This is a genomic window from Nonomuraea ceibae (assembly GCF_019396325.1).
GTDB lineage: Bacteria > Actinomycetota > Actinomycetes > Streptosporangiales > Streptosporangiaceae > Nonomuraea > Nonomuraea ceibae.
Genome location: NZ_JAHKRO010000022.1, coordinates 82667 through 99313 on the forward strand (window position 1 = coordinate 82667; position 16647 = coordinate 99313).

The following is a 16647-nucleotide window of genomic DNA, read 5'->3' on the forward strand; positions in this document are numbered from 1 at the left end:
GTGACGTCAAGCCCAGTGACGTCAGGGCCCCGTGACGTCAGGCTGCCGCGGTGGCGGGCCAGGCGCGCATGGCGAGCGCGGCCAGCTCGGTGAGCGCCTCGGGGGAGGCCCCGTCGCGCGCCTGGTTGGACATGCCCTGCAACACCGCCGCGTAGTAGGTCGCCAGCGCGGCCGTGTCGGTGCCCGGGGGCAGCCGCCCGGCCGCCGCGTCGTCGTCGAACCGTGCCTGGATCGCCGCCTTCGTCCGTTCGCGCTGCCGCCGCAGCAGCTCCTGCACCTCGGCCGACTCCGGCCCGCAGTTGACCCCGGCGGAGACGACCATGCAGCCGGGCGGGTGCTCCGGGGCGGAGAACTCGGTGGCCGCCTCGCGCAGCACGCGTTCGATCGCCTGGCGGCCGGTCGGCTCCTCGGCCAGCGCCCGGGCGGTGAACGCCCCGTAGGTCTCCTGGTAGAGGCCCAGCGCCTCCTCGAACAGCCGCCGCTTGTCGCCGAACGCCGCGTACAGGCTGGGGGGCCTGATGCCCATGGCGGCGGTCAGCTCGGCGACGGAGGTGGCCTCGTAGCCGTGCCGCCAGAACGCCAGCACCGCGCTGTGCAGTGCCGTGTCCCGGTCGAACGCCCGTTGTCTCGCCATCCCCCCATTCTAGAGCGATCGCTATAAAACGAGCACCTCGGTACGGGGCGTCGTTTGTGTAGCGATCGCTATGTTATGGTTCTTCTGTATCGATCACTACAGAAAGAGCTCGTCATGAAGACTGCCCTCGTCACCGGTTCCAGCAGGGGAATCGGCCGTGCCATCGCGCTGCGCCTGGCGCGTGACGGCTTCCGCGTCATCGTCAACTACGCCGCCGACGAGGCCGCAGCCAAGGAAGTCGTCCGGCTCGTGGAGGAACAGGGCGGCAGCGCGCTCGCCGTCCAGGCCGACCTGGGCGACTCGGCCCAGGTGGAGGCGCTGGCCGAACGGGTCAAGCTGGAGAGCGGCGTGCTGGACGTGCTGGTCAACAACGCCGGCGTCGCCGTGCACCGGCCCATCGAGGAGGAGACGCCCGAGTCGTTCGACCGGCACTTCGCGGTCAACGTCAAGGGCCTGTTCTTCCTGACCCAGCGGCTGCTGCCGCTCATCCCCGACGGCGGCCGCATCGTCAACGTCACCTCCGGCGTCACGCGCATCGCCTTCCCCGGCGCGATCGCGTACTCGATGACCAAGGGCGCCGTCCAGACGTTCACGCTGGCGCTGGCCAAGCAGCTCGGCCCGCGCGGGATCACGGTCAACAACGTCGCCCCCGGCATCATCGACACCGACATGAACGCGGGCTTCCTGCGCGACAACCCGGAGGGCCGGGCGAACGCGGCGGGCTATCACGCGGTGGGCCGGATCGGCCGCCCGGAGGAGATCGCCGACGTGGTGGCCTTCGCCGCGTCGCCCGAGGCGAGCTTCATGACCGGCACCACGCTCGACGCCACCGGCGGCGGCAACCTCTGAAGGCCCTGGAGGACCAAGAGGCTCTAGAGGTACGACGGGCCGGTCACGCGGTGGCGGAACGTCCACCACACCCACGCCTGGGCCGCGACCAGCAACGGGATCATCACCAGGGTCACCGGCACCAGCAGCGCCCCGGACGTTCCGGCCACCGGCTCCAGCCGCACCCCCGCCAGCACGCCGACCGCGGCCAGCGCCACCGCCGTCAGCGCGAACGTGCGCAGCTCGCCCGCGCCGCCCGACAGCACCGCCGCCCGCTCGCGCAGCACCCCGCGCAGCCGCAGCGCGGCGAACGCCAGCCCGTGCGTGCCGAACAGCGCGGCCAGAGCCAGCGCCGGCAGCGCCAGGAGCGGCCCCTGGATGCCCAGCGCCACGACGCTGAGCAGCGCCCCCCAGCACAGCGCCAGCCCCCAGCTCCCGGCGACGATCGCGCCGTCCCACACCGCCTGCCAGCCGCGCCCCGGCACCCGGCCGCGCAGCCACAGCCCCATGTCGCGGATCACCCACGCCAGCAGCAGCACCACGACCAGCGGGTAGTTCTCGTGCAGCAGCTCCGCCTCCAGCGCCGGGAACAGCCCGGCCAGCACGCCCGCGGTCACCACCAGCCACACCTCGTTGCCGAGGAAGAACGGCGCGATCGCGGCGATCGTCTCCCGCCGCTCTCCCGGCGTCCGCCCCAGGTACGGCAGCACCATGCCGACCCCGATGTCGGCCCCGGCCAGCACCAGGTAGCCGAGCGCGAAGAAGGCCAGAACGAAGATCTCCATGTCGGCTCCTCAGAAGGTCAGGACGGGCTGGGGGGCGTCGATGGGCCGGTCGCCCAGGGCCACGGCCGCCGGCCCCGCCTTGGCGGCCCTGGCCAGCAGCCAGTAGTTGATCAGGACCAGTACGGCGAACACCGAGGTGAAGGCGATGACCGAGAACCGCATCTGCCCGGCCGACACCGGCGACATCGCCTCGGAGGTGGTCAGCAGCCCGTAGACGGCCCACGGCTGGCGGCCCATCTCCCGGAAGATCCACCCGGCCAGCATCGTGGCGAACGGCACCGGGATCATCGCCACCAGCAGCCAGTGCCACACCCGCAGCCCGCGCACCACCGGCCTGAACAGCATGAGCAGCGTGCTCGGCGCGGCCACGAACAGCATGAGCGCGAACAGCCCCATCATCCAGGTGCCGCCTGCCTGCACCCAGCCCACCGGGGGCAGCCAGTCGCCCGGCCCGTGCCGGGCCACCATCTCGGCCTGGGCCGCCGCCAGGTCGCCCGACCAGGCGGCGAGCTTGGTCACCTGCATCGTGCCGAACCCCATGCCGCCGAACGTCGCCGTGACCATCAGCGCGGGCGCGGCCACGCCCAGCCCGAGCCGCAGCGACTTGCGGAAGAAGTCCTGCTCGGAGGTCCGCTTGCTCAGGTGGTAGGCGCTCACCCCGGCCATGAAGAACCCGCCGACGACCATCGCGCCGCTCAGGATGTGCGCGAACGCCACCAGCGCCGCCGGGTTGGCGACCATCGCGCCGAAGTCCGCCAGGTGCAGCACGCCGCCGTCGAGCCGGTAGCCGACCGGGTTCTGCAGGAAGCCGTTCGACACCATGATCCAGAACGCGGACGCGTACGCGGTGAGCGTGACCACCCAGATCAGCGCCAGGTGCGCCCACCGGTTCAGCTTGTTCCAGCCGAAGATCCACAGGCCCAGGAACGTGGCCTCGACGAAGAAGGCGACCATCGTCTCCAGGGCCAGCGCCGAGCCGAACGCGTTGCCCGCGAACTCCGTGAGCCCGCTCCACGACAGCCCGAGCTGGAACTCCATGACGAGCCCGGTGACGATGCCCATCGCGTAGTTGATGATGTAGAGCTGCCCCCAGAAGCGCGTCATCCCCTGGTGGACGGGGTTGCCGCCGAAGGTGGCCCGGGTCTGGATGACGGCCACGAGCGTCGCCAGGCCGAGTGTCAGCGCCACGAACAGGAAGTGCGCGCCCGCGGTGAGCGCGAACTGCAGGCGGGCCAGTTCAACGGTGTCCATGCGTAGCAGGATCCGATGACGGTTACGCCCGGGTCGTCCACCTCAGGCGGGCACCCGCCGTACCCCTGGGGTGACACGGCGGGCCGCGGCGTACACCTCAGGTTGTAAGCCAGCCCGGGGTGATCATGCCGGCCTCGTAGGCGAGGACCACGAGCTGGGCCCGGTCGCGCACGCCGAGCTTGGTCATGATGCGGCTGACGTGCGTCTTGGCCGTCGCGGGGCTCAGCACGAGCCGGGCGGCGATCTCGTCGTTCGACAGGCCGCCCGCGACCAGGCTCATGACCTCGCGCTCGCGCTCGGTGAGGGAGTTGAGCTCGGGGCCGGGCTCGGGGCGCTTGACGCGGCCGGCGAACTCGGCGATCAGCCGCCGGGTGATCGACGGCGCGATCAGCGCGTCGCCCCTGGCCACGACCCGGACGGCGTGGATCAGCTCGGCCGGCTCGGTGTCCTTGACCAGGAAGCCGCTGGCCCCGGAGCGCAGCGCGCCGTAGACGTAGTCGTCGAGGTCGAACGTGGTCAGGATGATGACCTTGACCTCGTCCAGCCGGGGGTCGGTGACGATCTGGCGGGTGGCCTCCAGGCCGTCGAGCTCGGGCATGCGGATGTCCATGAGCACCACGTCCGGCCGGGTCTCGCGGGCCAGGGTCACGGCCTGCGTGCCGTTGGCGGCCTCGGCGACGACCTCGATGTCGTCCTCGTCGCTGAGGATGGACCGGAAGCCGGCCCGTACCAGGGTCTGGTCGTCGGCCAGCAGCGTGCGGATCATGTGGCTCCGTTCAGGGGTAGTTCGGCGACGACCCGGAAGCCGCCCTCGGGGCGGGGGCCGGCGTCGAGCCTGCCGCCCAGGGCCGTGGCGCGCTCGCGCATGCCCTGCAGCCCGTAGCCGCTGCCCTCGGTGAACACGGCCCCCGGTCCATCATCCTCCACGCGGATCAGGATATTTCCGGACGTGTTGCTGACGGAGAGTGTCGCCGCCTTCGTACCGGAGTGCCGTGACACGTTCGTCAGCGCCTCGCGGATGATCCGCGTCGCCGCGAGGTCCACCTCGACCGGCACCTCGTCCAGCGGCCCCGACAGCTCGGTCCGCACCTCCAGCCCCGACGCCGCCACCAGCGCGTCGATGCGGCCCAGGCTGTCGGCGGGCGCGGTCGGCGCGTCCTCGTCCACCTGGCGCAGCACTCCCAGCGTGGTGCGCAGCTCGCGCAGCGTCTCCTTGCTGGTGTCCTTGATCGCGCGCAGCGCCGCCTCGGCGTCCTCCGGCCGCTTCTTCAGCCCGTGCAGCGCAGCCGACGCCTGCACGTTGATCATCGATACGTTGTGCCCGAGCACGTCGTGCAGCTCCCTGGCGATGCGCAGCCGTTCCTCGCCGGCCCGCCGCCTGGCCTCCTCCTCACGCCCGTGCTCGGCCTCGCGCACCCGGCGGTCGGCCTCCGCGAGGTAGGCGCGGCGGTTGCGGCTCACGCTGCCCGCCGCGATGGCCGCCACCACCCAGCCCGCGATCATCGCCAGCGCGCTGTCGTCGACGTGCCGCACGTCACCGGTCTCGCCGAGCCCCATGAGCAGCAGCGACGCCGACCCGGTGGTGATGGCCGCGGTGAGGTGCCCGTGGTCGGCCGCGGTGTAGAGCATCAGGAACGGCACGAAGATGAGCGGCCCGTCCAGCCGGGCGAACGGGTAGTAGGCCACCACGGCGGCCGACACCACGATCAGCGTCAGCACCGGGTAGCGCTTGCGCAGCAGCACCCCGGCCGCCGTGATCAGCGGCAGCACCACGTCGAGCACGTTCGGCTGCTGGTCGGCCCGGATGATCCAGGCGGCCAGGACGCCGAGCAGCGTGATCGCCACCGCGGCCACCGAGACGATGGTGCTCCTCCGCATGTCTCCCATTCTGTACGGGACGTGACCCGGGCCGGTCGCTGGGTAGGTGCGGAAGATGAGCACAGAGGACGAGCTCGCCAGGCTCGACGAGGAGCTGGCGAAGCTGAAGCGGGACAACCAGGAGCAGCGCGACCAGATCCGCGACCAGGGCGCCACCGACCAGTTCGAGATCTCGGCCCAGATCGCCCAGGCGGACGAGCAGGCCGAGATCATCGCCGAGCTGGAGCAGCGCAGGGAGGCCCTGCGTCGACGCCTGGAGCAGGGCTGATCACCTCAGCGCCGCGCCGACCTCGTGCAGGTGCTGGAGAGCCTGGCCGTACGACCTGAACAGGCCCGTCTCCAGATAGCTGACCCCGATTTCCGCGCAGTAGCGCTGGACGATCGGCTGCGCCTTGCGCAGGTTGGGGGCCGGCATGTTGGGGAACAGGTGGTGCTCGATCTGGTAGTTGAGCTGGCCCAGCCCGATGTCGGTGAGCAGCCCGCCCTTGACGTTGCGCGAGGTGAGCACCTGCTTGCGCAGGAAGTCGAGCTTGTCCTCGGCGGTGAGGATCGGCATCCCCTTGTGGTTGGGCGCGAACGAGCAGCCCAGGTAGACGCCGAACACGCCCTGGTGCACGACCAGGAAGGCCACCGCCATCCAGAACGGCAGCACGGCGAAGACGAGGCCGAAGTAGAGCGCGAAGTGCGCCAGCAGCAGCGCGCCCTCCATGCCCCGGCGCTTGGTCGTCGGCTTGAACACCGCCTTCACGCTGGCCACGTGCAGGTGCCAGGCCTCCAGCGTGAGCAGCGGGAAGAACCAGTAGGCCTGCCACTTGGCGATGAACTTGGGCAGCCCGACACTCCTGGCCACCTGGTCCTCCGACCAGACGATGACCGCGGGGGAGACGTCGGGGTCGTGGTCCTCGTGGTTGGGGTTGGCGTGGTGGCGGTTGTGCTTGGTGTTCCACCACCCCCAGCCGAGGCCGATGGCGAGGTTGCCGATCAGCAGCCCGGCCATGTCACTGGCCCGCCGGGTGCGGAACACCTGCCGGTGGCCGATGTCGTGGGCGACGAACCCGATCTGGGTGAAGACCACGGCCATGAGGACGGCGACGAGAAGCTGCAGCCAGGAGTCGCCGACCCAGACGAACAGCCCCCAGCCGCCCAGATAGGCGCCCATGACGAGGCTGATCCTGACCGCGTAATAGACGGGACGCCGGTCCAGAAGCCCGGCTTCGGTGATCTTGGTGGCGAGTCTGGCGAAATCGCTGCCCCGCGTCTCTAGCTTGACGGGATCGGCCACTGGTCTCCTCATGTTGCGACGGTAGCTGTCCCCAGACTGGCTTATCCGCCGACATTGCGGAAGATCGCCTGTCGCGCCGGGCGCCCGTCACCCGGAGCGTACCCGACCCGCTACAGTGCGCTCCCCGCAGTCAGGCGAAGACCTTGGCCTTGAGCGACGGAACCCGCTGGACCGTGCGCAGGAAGGTCTTGAAGCCGAGGCGGGCCAGCCGGCCGCCGCCGACGAACTGCTCGGCCGCGCGCAGCGAGTCGCGCACGGCGGTGAAACCGTACCCGCGCATCTCCGCCTCGTAACGTCCGATGGCCTGGACGGGGTCGCCGCCACCGGCGAGTGCCTGGGCCAGGAGGCGGGCGTCGCGCAGGGCGGTGTTGGCGCCGATGCCGCGCATCGGGGTCATGCTGTGGATGGCGTCGCCGAGCAGGGTGATGGTGGACGGCTCCCAGGCGTCGACGGGGACCGACGTGCGGATCGGCAGCAGCGAGACCGTGTCGGGGTCCGAGTCGGCGACGAGGCGGCGCAGGTCGGGGTGCCAGGAGGTGATCATGGCGGAGACGGCGTCGCGGAGCTGCTGGCCGGACATTTCTGAAATGTCGCCCGGGAAGCGGTCGAGGGCCGCGCCGACCGCCCACAGGATGTAGCTGCTGCCGTTGTCCATCAGCGCACCCTCCTGCTCGGTGCGCCCGATGCCGGTGGCGGGCGCGTCGCTCAGGTCGTGCGGGGCGCAGAACAGGCCCAGGCCCGACGGCGGGATCACGTTGTTGGGCCCGTCGACCAGCCGGGGACTCAGCAGCCGCCGCGTCCGCTCGGTGAGCGGGAACTTGCCGGCGACCGTGGTGATGCCGGTGTCGACCCGCCGCGCGTGCGGCAGATACTGCCTGCGCACCCGCGAGTTGCCGCCGTCGGCCGCCACCACGATCCCGGCCGTCTCGCTGGCGCCGTCGGCGAAGAACAGCCTGACCCGTCCGTCGGGCAGCCGTTCGTACCTCTCGTACGCCCTGCCGAACCGTACGACGTCGTCCAGGTCCGACAGCAGCACCTGCCTGAGCGTGATGCGGCTGACCGAGTGGTGGTCGTCGGCCGGGTCGGCGGCGGGCGGGGTCTCGATGAGCGCGAGCAGGTCGAGCTGTTCGGTGAGGAAGCCGAAGTCCTGGCCGCCCTGCCCGGTTGTGTCCAGGAACGCCTGCCACAGGTGGGGCGGCAGGCAGTCGCGCAGCGCCCGCGCGCCGTGGGGGTCGATGTGCACCCGGTAGCCCTGCAGCCGGTCGGCCGGGGTGCGGTCCCGCTCGTAGACCGTCACGTCGAGGCCCGCCTTGCGCAGTCCGTGCGCCAGGCAGAGCCCGCCGAAGCCGCCGCCGATGATCGCGATGTCGTTCGTCATGCCGCAACTATCACCCGTACGGATGAAACTGTCAACCAAACGGATGGATGATAAAGTGGGCCGGTATGAGGCGAGCACCCGAGGAGAAGCAGCGCGACCCCGAGCGGACCAAGGCCCGCATCCTTCAGGCGGCGCTGGAGGAGTTCGCGGCCAAGGGGTTCGCCGGGGCGAGGGTCGGCGAGATCGCCGCCAGAGCGGGGATGAACAAGCAGCTCATCTCTTACTACTTCGGCGGAAAAGAGGGCCTTTACCAGGCGCTCAGCGCGAGCTGGCAGCGTGAGGAGAGCGCGTTCGCCGACCGGGGCGCCACGCTGGGCGAGCTCGCGGCGGGCTACGTGCGGGCCAACGCCGAGCGGCGCGACTACGGCAGGCTGATGGCCTGGCAGGGGCTCACGGACGACGCCCCGCCCGACCCGGGCTTCGCCGACGACCTGCGCCGCGACGTCGAGCAACTGCGCCGGCGGCAGGAGGCGGGGGAGCTGCCCGCCGACCTCGACCCGGCGGCGGTGCTGGTGGCGCTGTTCGCGATGGCGGCGGCCGGCATCACGTTCCCGCAGGTCGTCAGGGCCGCCACCGGCCTCGACCCGGAATCGCCGGAGTTCGCCGGCCACTACGCCGAGCAGGTCCGGCGCCTGGTCGCGCACCTGGCCGGGACATGACGGAAGGCCCGGCGCCGATCAGGCCCGGGCTGACGCGGCTCGGGGGATCAGTCCGCTGAGATGCGCTCGAACAGGGCCAGCGCCGCCTGCCGCACGTCGTCGGGCGTGACCCCGTCCAGGGTCTGCCTGGCCTGCGCGATGTCGCGGGTCGTCGCCAGCGTGATCGCCACGGACTTCGCCGCCGCCCGGTCCAGCGAACCGGCCGGCGCGGCGTCGGCGAGCTGCTGGGCGCTCGCGGCGAGGTCGAGGTTGTCTCTCAACGGGCCTCCTCGGATGGTCGTCGGCTCATTGCATCACCTGATGTCATGCTCCATCCACCATTCGGTGAATTCCCGGCACCTGCCGTCGGGAACGAACCGGATCACCCAGAGGTTGCTGTACGTCTTGTCCGGATATGTCGTGACGCCTTGGATGACGCTCACCTCGGCCGTCACGCACACCGGATGCCACTGGAACGTCGTCTCACCTGGCCTGTCCTGCCTGGCCAGCCAGTTGGAGACGATCGCGTCCCGGCCGCGCACCGGCATGCTGTACGGCTCGTTGTAGTACACCGCGTCCTCGGTGAAGAGGGCGGCGATCTCGTCCGGATCGTTGGACTCCCAGGCCCGCAGGTAGCCCGCGATCCAGTCCTGCGGCTGGATCATCGCCTATGCCCGCAGCGGGTCGTGCCCCGCGGACATCAGCATGTGCCGCGCCTGGTCGTCGCTCTTGTTGCCGACCGTCTCCACCAGCTCGACCACCCGGCGCATCACGTCGCGGTCGGCGTCGGTCAGGTCCATCTTCCGCTTGCTCAGCACGTGCAGCACGCCCCTGCCGAGCTCGTCGATGCCCAGGTCGGGATCGGCGCTGAAACCGTCCTCGCCCGAGGCGTCGGCCAGCAGGTAGGAACGCAGCTCCTCGGAGTTCATGTTGACCACCCGATGGAACTCGTCCCAGAGCATGTCCGTCTCGAAGCCCTCACTCATACGAGCCCGCCTACCCGTCCGCGGGTCCGTTACGCTCCCGGCACGGCCAGCCCCGACTCGTACGCGGCGATCACCGCCTGCACTCTGTCACGCAGCCCGAGCTTGGTCAGCAGGTTGCTGACGTGCGTCTTCACCGTGTGCTCGCTGACCACCAGCGTCCGCGCGATCTCCGCGTTGGACAGGCCGCGCGCGATCAGCTGCAGCGTCTCGCGCTCCCTGGCCGTCAGCACGTCCAGCGCCCCGGGAGCGGCGCCCGGCCTGGCCGCCGGTCGCGAGGTGAACTCGTGGATCAGCCGCGTGGTGACCGCCGGCGCGAGCAGCGACTCGCCACCGGCGACCACCCGCACCGCGTTCACCAGGTCGTCGCGGCGCACGTCCTTGAGCAGGAACCCGCTGGCCCCCGCCCGCAACGCGTCGAACACGTAGTCGTCCAGGTCGAACGTCGTCAGCATGAGCACCCGGTAGGCCGTCTCGGCGCACACGATCCGGGCCGCCTCGATGCCGTCCATCCGGGGCATGCGGATGTCGAGCAGCAGCACGTCGGGCGCGTGCTCGCGCACCGCCGCCACCGCCTCGACGCCGTCGCCGGCCTCGGCCACCACGTCGATGTCGGGCTGCGCGGCCAGGATCATCGCGAACCCGCCCCTGACCAGCTCCTGGTCGTCGGCCACGACCACCCGGACCGTCATGCCGGCAGCCGGGCGGTGACGCGGAAGCCGAGACCGTCGGTGCGCGGCCCGGCCGTAGCGGAGCCGCCACAGGAGGCGGCGCGCTCGCGGACGCCGATCAGCCCGTTGCCGCCCGAGGGCAGGGCCCGGCCCGAGCCCCGGCCGTCGTCGCTGATGTCGATCATCAGGGTGTCGTCCTCCCAGGTGAGCCGGATGTCCGCGCGGGTCGCGCCGGCGTGCTTGACGATGTTGGTGAGCGCTTCCTGCGTGATCCGGTACGCCGCGACCGCCGAGTCGGACCGGAGCGGGCGCGGCTCACCGGTGGTCTCGAAGGCGACCTTCAGCCCCGTGCCCGCCACCTGGTCCGCCAGGCCGGGCAGCTCGTCGAGTGTGGGCTGGGGGGCGAGCGGCGCCTGCTCCTCCTTGAGCGCGCCGAGCATCCGCCTGAGCTGCACCATCGCGTCGCGGCCCGCCCCCGCGATCGCGTCGAACGCCGCCTCCGCGCGGTCCGGGTCGGTCCTGACCGCCACCGGGCCCGCCTCCGCCTGCACGACCATGAGGCTGACCGCGTGGGCGAGGATGTCGTGCATGTCGCGGGCGATCCGCGCCCGCTCGCGTTCGGCCGCGCGTTCGGCCTCCATCTCGCGCTCCCTTTCCAGCCTCGCGGCCCGTTCCTCCAGCGCCGCCGCGTGCGCGCGCGACGTGGCCGCCGCCCTGCCGATCGCGTACGCGGCCACGTACAGCACGGTGCTGCGCAGGGCCGTCTCCGACGAGCCGACCAGCGCGAACATGCCACCGGCCATGAGGCAGAGCGCGGTGACGCGGACCCAGCGGGGCGAGCTCGTGGCCACGGTGTAGAGGGCGACCAGGGAGCCGTACCAGATCGGCTGGTCGGCCACGCTGTCGGCGAGGTCGTACAGCCCGCTCACGATCAGCGACGTCACCAGCACGGTCACCGGGAAGCGGCGGCGCCACAGCACCGGCAGCGACGAGCCGACCGCCACCGCGTAGCCCCACCAGGACCACGGCACCCCGAAGTAGCTGGTGCTCGACAGCAGCGGCCAGAGCTGGGCGAGCGTGATCGCGCCGGTGAGGGCCACGTCCAGCAGCGGCTGGGGGAGCGCCCGGTAGCGGCGGCGGAGCACGGTGACGAGCGGAGGTTCGGGCACGATGTCCCAGTTTCGCGCAAGATCAGGCATGTGCGGGGACTCGCCGGTCACCCACCGCCAGCGGCAGGAACGCGATCAGCGCGAGCAGCCCGCCCAGCGGGATCAGGTCCAGCGACACGAACGGCAGCAGCACCTGGACCAGCACCAGCGCCGGAACCCAGACCGGCACCTGGCGCCGGACCGCGAGCATGGCCACGAGCACGACCTGCGCGACGTAGAAGAGGACCGGCCCGGCCTGGTAGACCAGCAACGACACCCCCGGCACCGCCTGCACCTGGTCGAACAGCGGCCCCATCGCCTCGTGGTCGGCCGCCATGAACCCCACGACGACGTCGATCGCGAACTGGACGAACGCCAGCCCGGCCCCGGCCGCTCCGGCGACGAGCACGGCGGTGGCGGCCCGGCTGCGCCCGAGCATCAGCCACATTTCCCGAAATATGTAGATAAAGAGCACCAGTGCGCCCATGAACGCCAGATGTCCGGCCGTCCAGGCCGGTCCCGGCCCTCGGCTGCCGTCGATCCCGTCGATGAGCCGCAGGATTCCGTAGCCCGTGGAGAGCAGTGGCGCGGCGAGGTAGGCGGGGCGGATCCGCATGATCTTCTCCTGGGGGAGGCGCTGGTTGACGTCCCCATCCTCGGATTTCCCGCCGCGAAAGGGATCGCCGCCCGGGGCGATCCTGGCTCTCACTCTCAAGAGCGAGGCGGCCTCACCGGCACGGCCGATCCGCCTCACCGGCACGGCCCGGCCGGGAGGTCACGCCTCGCCGGCGGCCAGCTTGGTGATCGCGTCGGCGACGCGGCGCTGCCGGGTCTCGGCCTTCTTGGCGCCCTCGACCTGGAGGACCACCCGGCGCCGCCGGGAGTAGGACAGGCCGTCGAAGAACGCCTTCGCCTCCGGCGCCCGGTCGAGCGCCTCGGCCAGGTCGCCGGGGACCGCCACCTCGCGCGGCGCGGTGTCGAGCTCCAGCGTCACCTCGACCTCGTCGCCCGCCGCCACCCCGGCGCCCTGCCGGTGCTCGGCGCTGAGCGGCAGCAGGTAGCGCCCGCCCATGACGGCGACCGTGCTGCGGTAGCTGTAGCCGTTGACCGTGACCGTCACGGCGGGCCGCCTGCCCGAGCCGAGCGCCTCCACGATGCCGGCGGGCACCTCGAACCCCGTCGCGGTCCTGCCCGCCAGCTCGACGGTGGTGCGGAAGCTCATGCGAAGAAGCCCTTCAGCACGGGGGCCAGCGCGCGCGCCTTGACCAGGTGCGTCTGGCCGTCGAGGGTGCGCGCGGCTGCGTCGGGCAGCACGCGGGCCAGGTCGGCGGCGCCGTTGCGGATCCAGGCCGGGCTCTTGCCGCCGTCGATCACCAGCGCGGGCACCTTCACCGCGTCCCACTCGTGCTCGGGAAGCGGCTTGCCCTGCCCGAAGCGCGCCACGAACGCCGCGTCGTAGGCCAGCGTGTGGGCGATCGCCTTCATGCCGGACCAGCCGGGCATGAGCCGCATCATGGCCACCATGATGCCCGGCAGCCCGACGCCCGTGCGCATGAAGTAGCGGATGGCGTCGGCCGGGCGGCCGGCGGCGATGAAGCCGCGGATGCGCTCCTCGTAGTCGTGGGGCATGGGAGCGCGGGTGCCGTCGACCACGAACGGCGGCTCGTACACGGCGACCTTGGTGACCGGGAGCCCGGCGGCGGTGGCGGCCAGGGCCAGCGCCGCGCCGGACGAGATCCCGTACAGGAAGACGGGCTCGCCGATCGCCTCGATCAGCGCGGCGAGGTCGTCGATCTCGCGCTCGACCGCGAACGGCGCGGTGTCGCCGCTGCCGCCGCGCCCGCGCCGGTCGTAGGTGTAGACCGTGTGGCTGCCGGCGAGCTCGGCCGCCAGCGCGGGGTTGGGGCCGGAGGCGCGGTGGCACATCGCCCCGTCGACGAGGATGACCGCCGGCCCGTGGCCGACGCGGGTGTAGGCGATGGTGGTGCCGTCCTGGGAAGTGACCGTGTTCTCCATGCCCTGAGCGTCTCACCGACAAATAAAATTGTCAAGGCGCTTACCTGCGACGTAATGGCGCCCCGGGCCGCGCCCCTGCCAGGCTTTCCAGGTCGTCCAAACGGGGAGGAAGCACCGCATGTCCACACGTGACGTCGTCCAGGAGCTGCTGCGCAGGATCGGCGAGGGCGACCCCCGGCGCATCGCGGAGCTGTACGCCGACGACGCCGACTGGAAGCTCGACTGGCCGGAGGCCGAGCACGGCCGCGCCGCGACCCCGTGGATCCGCCACCGCGTCACCCGCGCCGACGCCGAGGCGCACTACCGGGAGATCGCCGAGCACCACGTGCCCGAGGAGGTCGCCACGGTGGTCGAGCGGGTGCTCGTCGACGGGGAGCACGCGGTCGTGCTGGGGGAGATCCGCCAGACCGCCCGCCCGACCGGCCGCGCCTACCGGTCCAGGTTCGCGCTCCACCTCACGGTGGAGGACGGGCTGGTGACGCGGCACCACGTGTACGAGGACAGCCTGGCGGTGGCGCAGGCCTTCGACGGCGCCTGAGCCGTACGATGGGCGGGTATGAGGCGAGTCGTCGGCGCGGTGCTGCTGCTGGTGACGCTCGCCGCCTGCGCACTCCCGCCCGAGACCCGCAGCCCGCCTGCCACGTCCGGCCCGCCAGTGACCTCCGGTCCGCCTGCGACGCCCGGCCCGCCCACGACGTCCGGCTCGCCCACGACGTCCGGTCCCGCGACGCCCGGCCCGCCCACCACGTCCGGTCCGCCCGCGACCTCGTCCGGCCCGTCGGCGGGTGAGCCGGTTGACCGGGGCCGGCCCGGCGACCTTGACGGCGACGGCTATGCCGACCTGGTCTTCGCCTCGGGTGACCGCCTCGACGTCGTCCGCGGCTCCCGTACCGGCCTGGACCCCGCCACCCGCGTGTCCGTGCCCGCCGACCGGTTCCGGGTGTGGCTGATCAGCCAGAGCGTCCATGCCGACCTCGACGCCGACGGCTACGGCGACGTCGTGGTGCACGGCGGCCCGCCCGAAGGGGAGATGGCCCCGCACGTCCTCTGGGGCGGCCCGCAGGGCGTCGGCCTCGTCCCCGTGCGCGTGGGCAGGAAGAGCCTGCTGCATGCGGTGACCGGCGACTTCGACGGTGACGGCGTGGCCGACGTGGCGGCCCCGGCCTCGGGGCGCACGGCCCTGGTGCTGCTGTACGGCCCGTTCACGCGCGAGGGCGTCCCGGCCCGCGAGGAGACCCGGCCGTCCCCGTCAGGCGGGGAGTTCTGGCGCCTGGCCGCCGGGCCGATCGGCGCAGGGCGCCGTACCGGGCTGCTCGTGTACGAGGGCGACGACGGCGAGCAGGTCGCGAGCCGGCTCGTCCGGGGGCCGGGGGAGCCGGTCCGCAGGCTGAACGCGGGGATGGCGTCGGCGTTCGGCGACTTCGACGGCGACGGCCGGGAGGACGTCGCGGTCGGCGACGACGGCGGCCGCAACAACGAGCCCGGGTTCGAGACCGAGCCGCCGGGCGTGGACCGGACCCTGACCGTCTACTACGCGGGCGGCCGCGTCGAGAGCCTGCGCGGGGCCAAGGGCGGGGCGGTGGCGGGCGACTTCGACGGCGACGGCGACGACGACGTGGCCTTCGGCGGGTTCTGGCCCGACACGCCGTCGGGGCCGCGCCTGTTCCGGGGCGGTCCCGGGGGGTTGCGGGACGCGGGGCCGATCGGCGCGGGGCGCGGGCTGTCGCCGCTGACCGCCGGGGACTACGACGGTGACGGGGACGACGAGCTGGTGCTGGCGTCGGAGAAGAGCGTCGCGGTGTCGGACGGGCGGGGGGCGATGAGGTCGTTCAGCAGGTGAGCAACCTTTTTATGACGATTTATCAATACGAAGCCGTGCATAATGCGTCCAGCTCCAGGAGAGGCAGGGACCAGCATGGCTCGGAACGCCATCGTGGCAGCGCGGGCCGCGGCCGTCACCTTGGCGGTGCTGTCCCCGCTGCTCGAACTCGCGGCGCTGGCGATCTGGCAGTCGCTGCCGCCCGAGTGGACCCCGGCGCAGACCGCGACCCCGCAGTCGGCCGCCGCCCTGGCGTTCCCCGTGGTCGGCGCCGTCCTGATCTTCCACCGGCCCAAGCTCGGCATGGCGTGGGTCATGTGCCTGGGCGGGCTCGCCGGCGCGGCCAGTGACATCACCAACGCGCTGCTCTTCCACTACGCCGACCTCGGCCGCTACGAGGTGTCGAGCTGGCTGCGGATCGCGACGCTGATCCCGTGGGGGATCTGCGGGGCGACGCTCACCGCCGTGCTGCCGCTCTACTCGCCCGACGGCCGGCTGCTGTCGCCGCGCTGGCGCTGGGTCATCGTCCTCAGCGTGGCCGGGCTCAGCCTGAACATCCTGCGCGCCGTCGTGCGCCCCGACCCGTCCCTCGCCGACTACCCGTACCCGGTCGTCATCACCAACCCGCTGGCGGTGCCCGCGCTCGGCCCGTACCTGCAGGTGATGACCGTGGCCGGGTGGACGCTCATCTACACCTCGATGGCGCTGGCCGCGTGCTCGATGGCGTTGCGGATGCGGCGGGCCGACCCGGTCGGCAGGCGGCAGATCGGCTGGCCGATGTACGCCTTCGCGGGCTACATCGTGTTCCTGGTCGTGGGCGGGGCCGTGCCGGAGCTGATGTGGCTGTCGATCACCTGGGCGGCGCTGATCCCGGTCGCGATGGCGTTCGCGGTGATGCGTTACCGGTTGTACGGGATCGACACCGTGGTCAGCCGCACGTTCGTGGCGGCCGGGCTGCTGGTCGTGGTGAGCGCCGTGTACTTCGGCGTGGGCGCCGTCTCCTCCGTGCTGGTCTCCGGGTACGACCAGATCGCCGGTCTGGCCTCGGCCCTGTTCGCGGGGGCGTTCTTCCAGCCGTTGCGGCGGTGGTTGCAGCGGCTGGTGGACCGGTTGCTGTACGGCAGGGTCGGTGACCCCGCGCTGCTGGCCGAGCGGCTGACCCAGGCCATCCGGCGCGGTGATCCCGCCGAGGCGCTCACGTCCGTCGTGGCGGTGCTGAAGGACGGGCTGGCGGTGGAGGGCGTGGCCGTCGAGGTCGCCGACGGCGAGCCCCGCTACGTCGAGAACGGCCGCGTCGGCGCAGCGCCGCGGCGGGTGCCGCTGGTCTGGCACGGTG

At 72.0% G+C, this 16647-nt stretch carries 20 protein-coding genes and 1 pseudogene; 6 read left to right on the plus strand and 15 right to left on the minus strand.

The genetic code is table 11. From position 1 onward, the window contains the following. Nucleotides 1-37 precede the first annotated feature (37 nt). The gene (locus tag KME80_RS17185; RefSeq protein ID WP_219506370.1) at nucleotides 38-634 is read right to left on the minus strand and encodes a TetR/AcrR family transcriptional regulator; all 597 of its coding nucleotides are present in this window, start codon (nucleotides 632-634) and stop codon (nucleotides 38-40) included. A 114-nt stretch (nucleotides 635-748) separates the two neighbouring features. On the opposite strand from KME80_RS17185, the gene KME80_RS17190 reads away from it, so the two are divergent. Continuing rightward, nucleotides 749-1483 carry an SDR family NAD(P)-dependent oxidoreductase gene (locus KME80_RS17190; RefSeq protein WP_246645091.1) on the plus strand — a complete coding sequence of 245 codons (735 nt, stop codon included), beginning with the start codon at nucleotides 749-751 and terminating at the stop codon, nucleotides 1481-1483. A 23-nt stretch (nucleotides 1484-1506) separates the two neighbouring features. On the opposite strand, the gene KME80_RS17195 is transcribed toward KME80_RS17190, so the two are convergent. From KME80_RS17195 to KME80_RS17210, 4 genes are all read right to left on the minus strand, one after another. Further along, nucleotides 1507-2247 carry a cytochrome d ubiquinol oxidase subunit II gene (locus KME80_RS17195; protein WP_219506374.1) on the minus strand — a complete coding sequence of 247 codons (741 nt, stop codon included), beginning with the start codon at nucleotides 2245-2247 and terminating at the stop codon, nucleotides 1507-1509. 9 nt (nucleotides 2248-2256) lie between these two features. Further along, nucleotides 2257-3498, minus strand: a complete 1242-nt coding sequence (locus KME80_RS17200; protein WP_219506376.1) for a cytochrome ubiquinol oxidase subunit I — start codon at nucleotides 3496-3498, stop codon at nucleotides 2257-2259. 97 nt (nucleotides 3499-3595) lie between these two features. Continuing rightward, nucleotides 3596-4264, minus strand: a complete 669-nt coding sequence (locus tag KME80_RS17205; protein WP_219506378.1) for a response regulator — start codon at nucleotides 4262-4264, stop codon at nucleotides 3596-3598. Then, the gene (locus KME80_RS17210) at nucleotides 4261-5376 is read right to left on the minus strand and encodes a sensor histidine kinase (protein ID WP_219506380.1); all 1116 of its coding nucleotides are present in this window, start codon (nucleotides 5374-5376) and stop codon (nucleotides 4261-4263) included. Before KME80_RS17210 ends, KME80_RS17205 begins: the two co-directional genes overlap by 4 nt. 55 nt (nucleotides 5377-5431) lie before the next feature. Here KME80_RS17210 and KME80_RS17215 point away from each other — a divergent pair, with 55 nt between their 5' ends. Next, a complete protein-coding gene (locus tag KME80_RS17215) occupies nucleotides 5432-5644 on the plus strand; it encodes a hypothetical protein (protein ID WP_219506382.1) in 213 nt (70 codons plus the stop codon). On the opposite strand, the gene KME80_RS17220 is transcribed toward KME80_RS17215, so the two are convergent. Next, nucleotides 5645-6670 carry a fatty acid desaturase family protein gene (locus tag KME80_RS17220; protein WP_219506384.1) on the minus strand — a complete coding sequence of 342 codons (1026 nt, stop codon included), beginning with the start codon at nucleotides 6668-6670 and terminating at the stop codon, nucleotides 5645-5647. Between the two features lie 118 nt (nucleotides 6671-6788). Continuing rightward, complete coding sequence (locus tag KME80_RS17225; RefSeq protein ID WP_219506386.1) at nucleotides 6789-8036, minus strand: FAD-dependent oxidoreductase; 1248 nt, start codon at nucleotides 8034-8036, stop codon at nucleotides 6789-6791. 65 nt (nucleotides 8037-8101) lie between these two features. Here KME80_RS17225 and KME80_RS17230 point away from each other — a divergent pair, with 65 nt between their 5' ends. After that, complete coding sequence (locus KME80_RS17230; protein ID WP_219506388.1) at nucleotides 8102-8695, plus strand: TetR/AcrR family transcriptional regulator; 594 nt, start codon at nucleotides 8102-8104, stop codon at nucleotides 8693-8695. A 47-nt stretch (nucleotides 8696-8742) separates the two neighbouring features. Here the strand turns inward: KME80_RS17230 and KME80_RS17235 are convergent, their stop codons facing one another. From KME80_RS17235 to KME80_RS17270, 8 genes are all read right to left on the minus strand, one after another. Continuing rightward, nucleotides 8743-8955: a hypothetical protein gene (locus tag KME80_RS17235; protein ID WP_219506397.1), complete on the minus strand. Its 213-nt coding sequence runs from the start codon at nucleotides 8953-8955 to the stop codon at nucleotides 8743-8745. Nucleotides 8956-8988: 33 nt separating this feature from the next. After that, nucleotides 8989-9339, minus strand: a complete 351-nt coding sequence (locus KME80_RS17240; protein WP_219506399.1) for a nuclear transport factor 2 family protein — start codon at nucleotides 9337-9339, stop codon at nucleotides 8989-8991. Nucleotides 9340-9342: 3 nt separating this feature from the next. Beyond that, on the minus strand, nucleotides 9343-9660 hold the full coding sequence (locus tag KME80_RS17245; RefSeq protein ID WP_219506400.1) for a DUF3140 domain-containing protein: 318 nt from the start codon (nucleotides 9658-9660) through the stop codon (nucleotides 9343-9345). 29 nt (nucleotides 9661-9689) lie between these two features. Beyond that, a complete protein-coding gene (locus KME80_RS17250) occupies nucleotides 9690-10349 on the minus strand; it encodes a response regulator (protein WP_219506402.1) in 660 nt (219 codons plus the stop codon). Further along, nucleotides 10346-11497, minus strand: coding sequence for a sensor histidine kinase (locus KME80_RS17255; protein ID WP_308125799.1), 1152 nt, complete (start codon nucleotides 11495-11497; stop codon nucleotides 10346-10348). The genes KME80_RS17250 and KME80_RS17255 overlap by 4 nt, the downstream gene beginning before the upstream one ends. Nucleotides 11498-11519: 22 nt before the next feature. After that, nucleotides 11520-12092 carry a hypothetical protein gene (locus KME80_RS17260; RefSeq protein ID WP_219506406.1) on the minus strand — a complete coding sequence of 191 codons (573 nt, stop codon included), beginning with the start codon at nucleotides 12090-12092 and terminating at the stop codon, nucleotides 11520-11522. Between the two features lie 159 nt (nucleotides 12093-12251). After that, nucleotides 12252-12698: a YdeI/OmpD-associated family protein gene (locus KME80_RS17265; RefSeq protein WP_219506407.1), complete on the minus strand. Its 447-nt coding sequence runs from the start codon at nucleotides 12696-12698 to the stop codon at nucleotides 12252-12254. Continuing rightward, nucleotides 12695-13492, minus strand: coding sequence for an alpha/beta fold hydrolase (locus tag KME80_RS17270; protein ID WP_219506409.1), 798 nt, complete (start codon nucleotides 13490-13492; stop codon nucleotides 12695-12697). The genes KME80_RS17265 and KME80_RS17270 overlap by 4 nt, the downstream gene beginning before the upstream one ends. 118 nt (nucleotides 13493-13610) lie before the next feature. On the opposite strand from KME80_RS17270, the gene KME80_RS17275 reads away from it, so the two are divergent. The 3 genes and pseudogenes from KME80_RS17275 to KME80_RS17285 form a co-directional block, all read left to right on the plus strand. Then, nucleotides 13611-14030, plus strand: coding sequence for a nuclear transport factor 2 family protein (locus KME80_RS17275; protein ID WP_219506419.1), 420 nt, complete (start codon nucleotides 13611-13613; stop codon nucleotides 14028-14030). Between the two features lie 18 nt (nucleotides 14031-14048). Then, nucleotides 14049-15332: an FG-GAP repeat domain-containing protein gene (locus KME80_RS17280; protein WP_219506421.1), complete on the plus strand. Its 1284-nt coding sequence runs from the start codon at nucleotides 14049-14051 to the stop codon at nucleotides 15330-15332. A 75-nt stretch (nucleotides 15333-15407) separates the two neighbouring features. Then, nucleotides 15408-16647 (plus strand): annotated as a pseudogene (locus tag KME80_RS17285) (sensor histidine kinase); the annotation flags it as partial.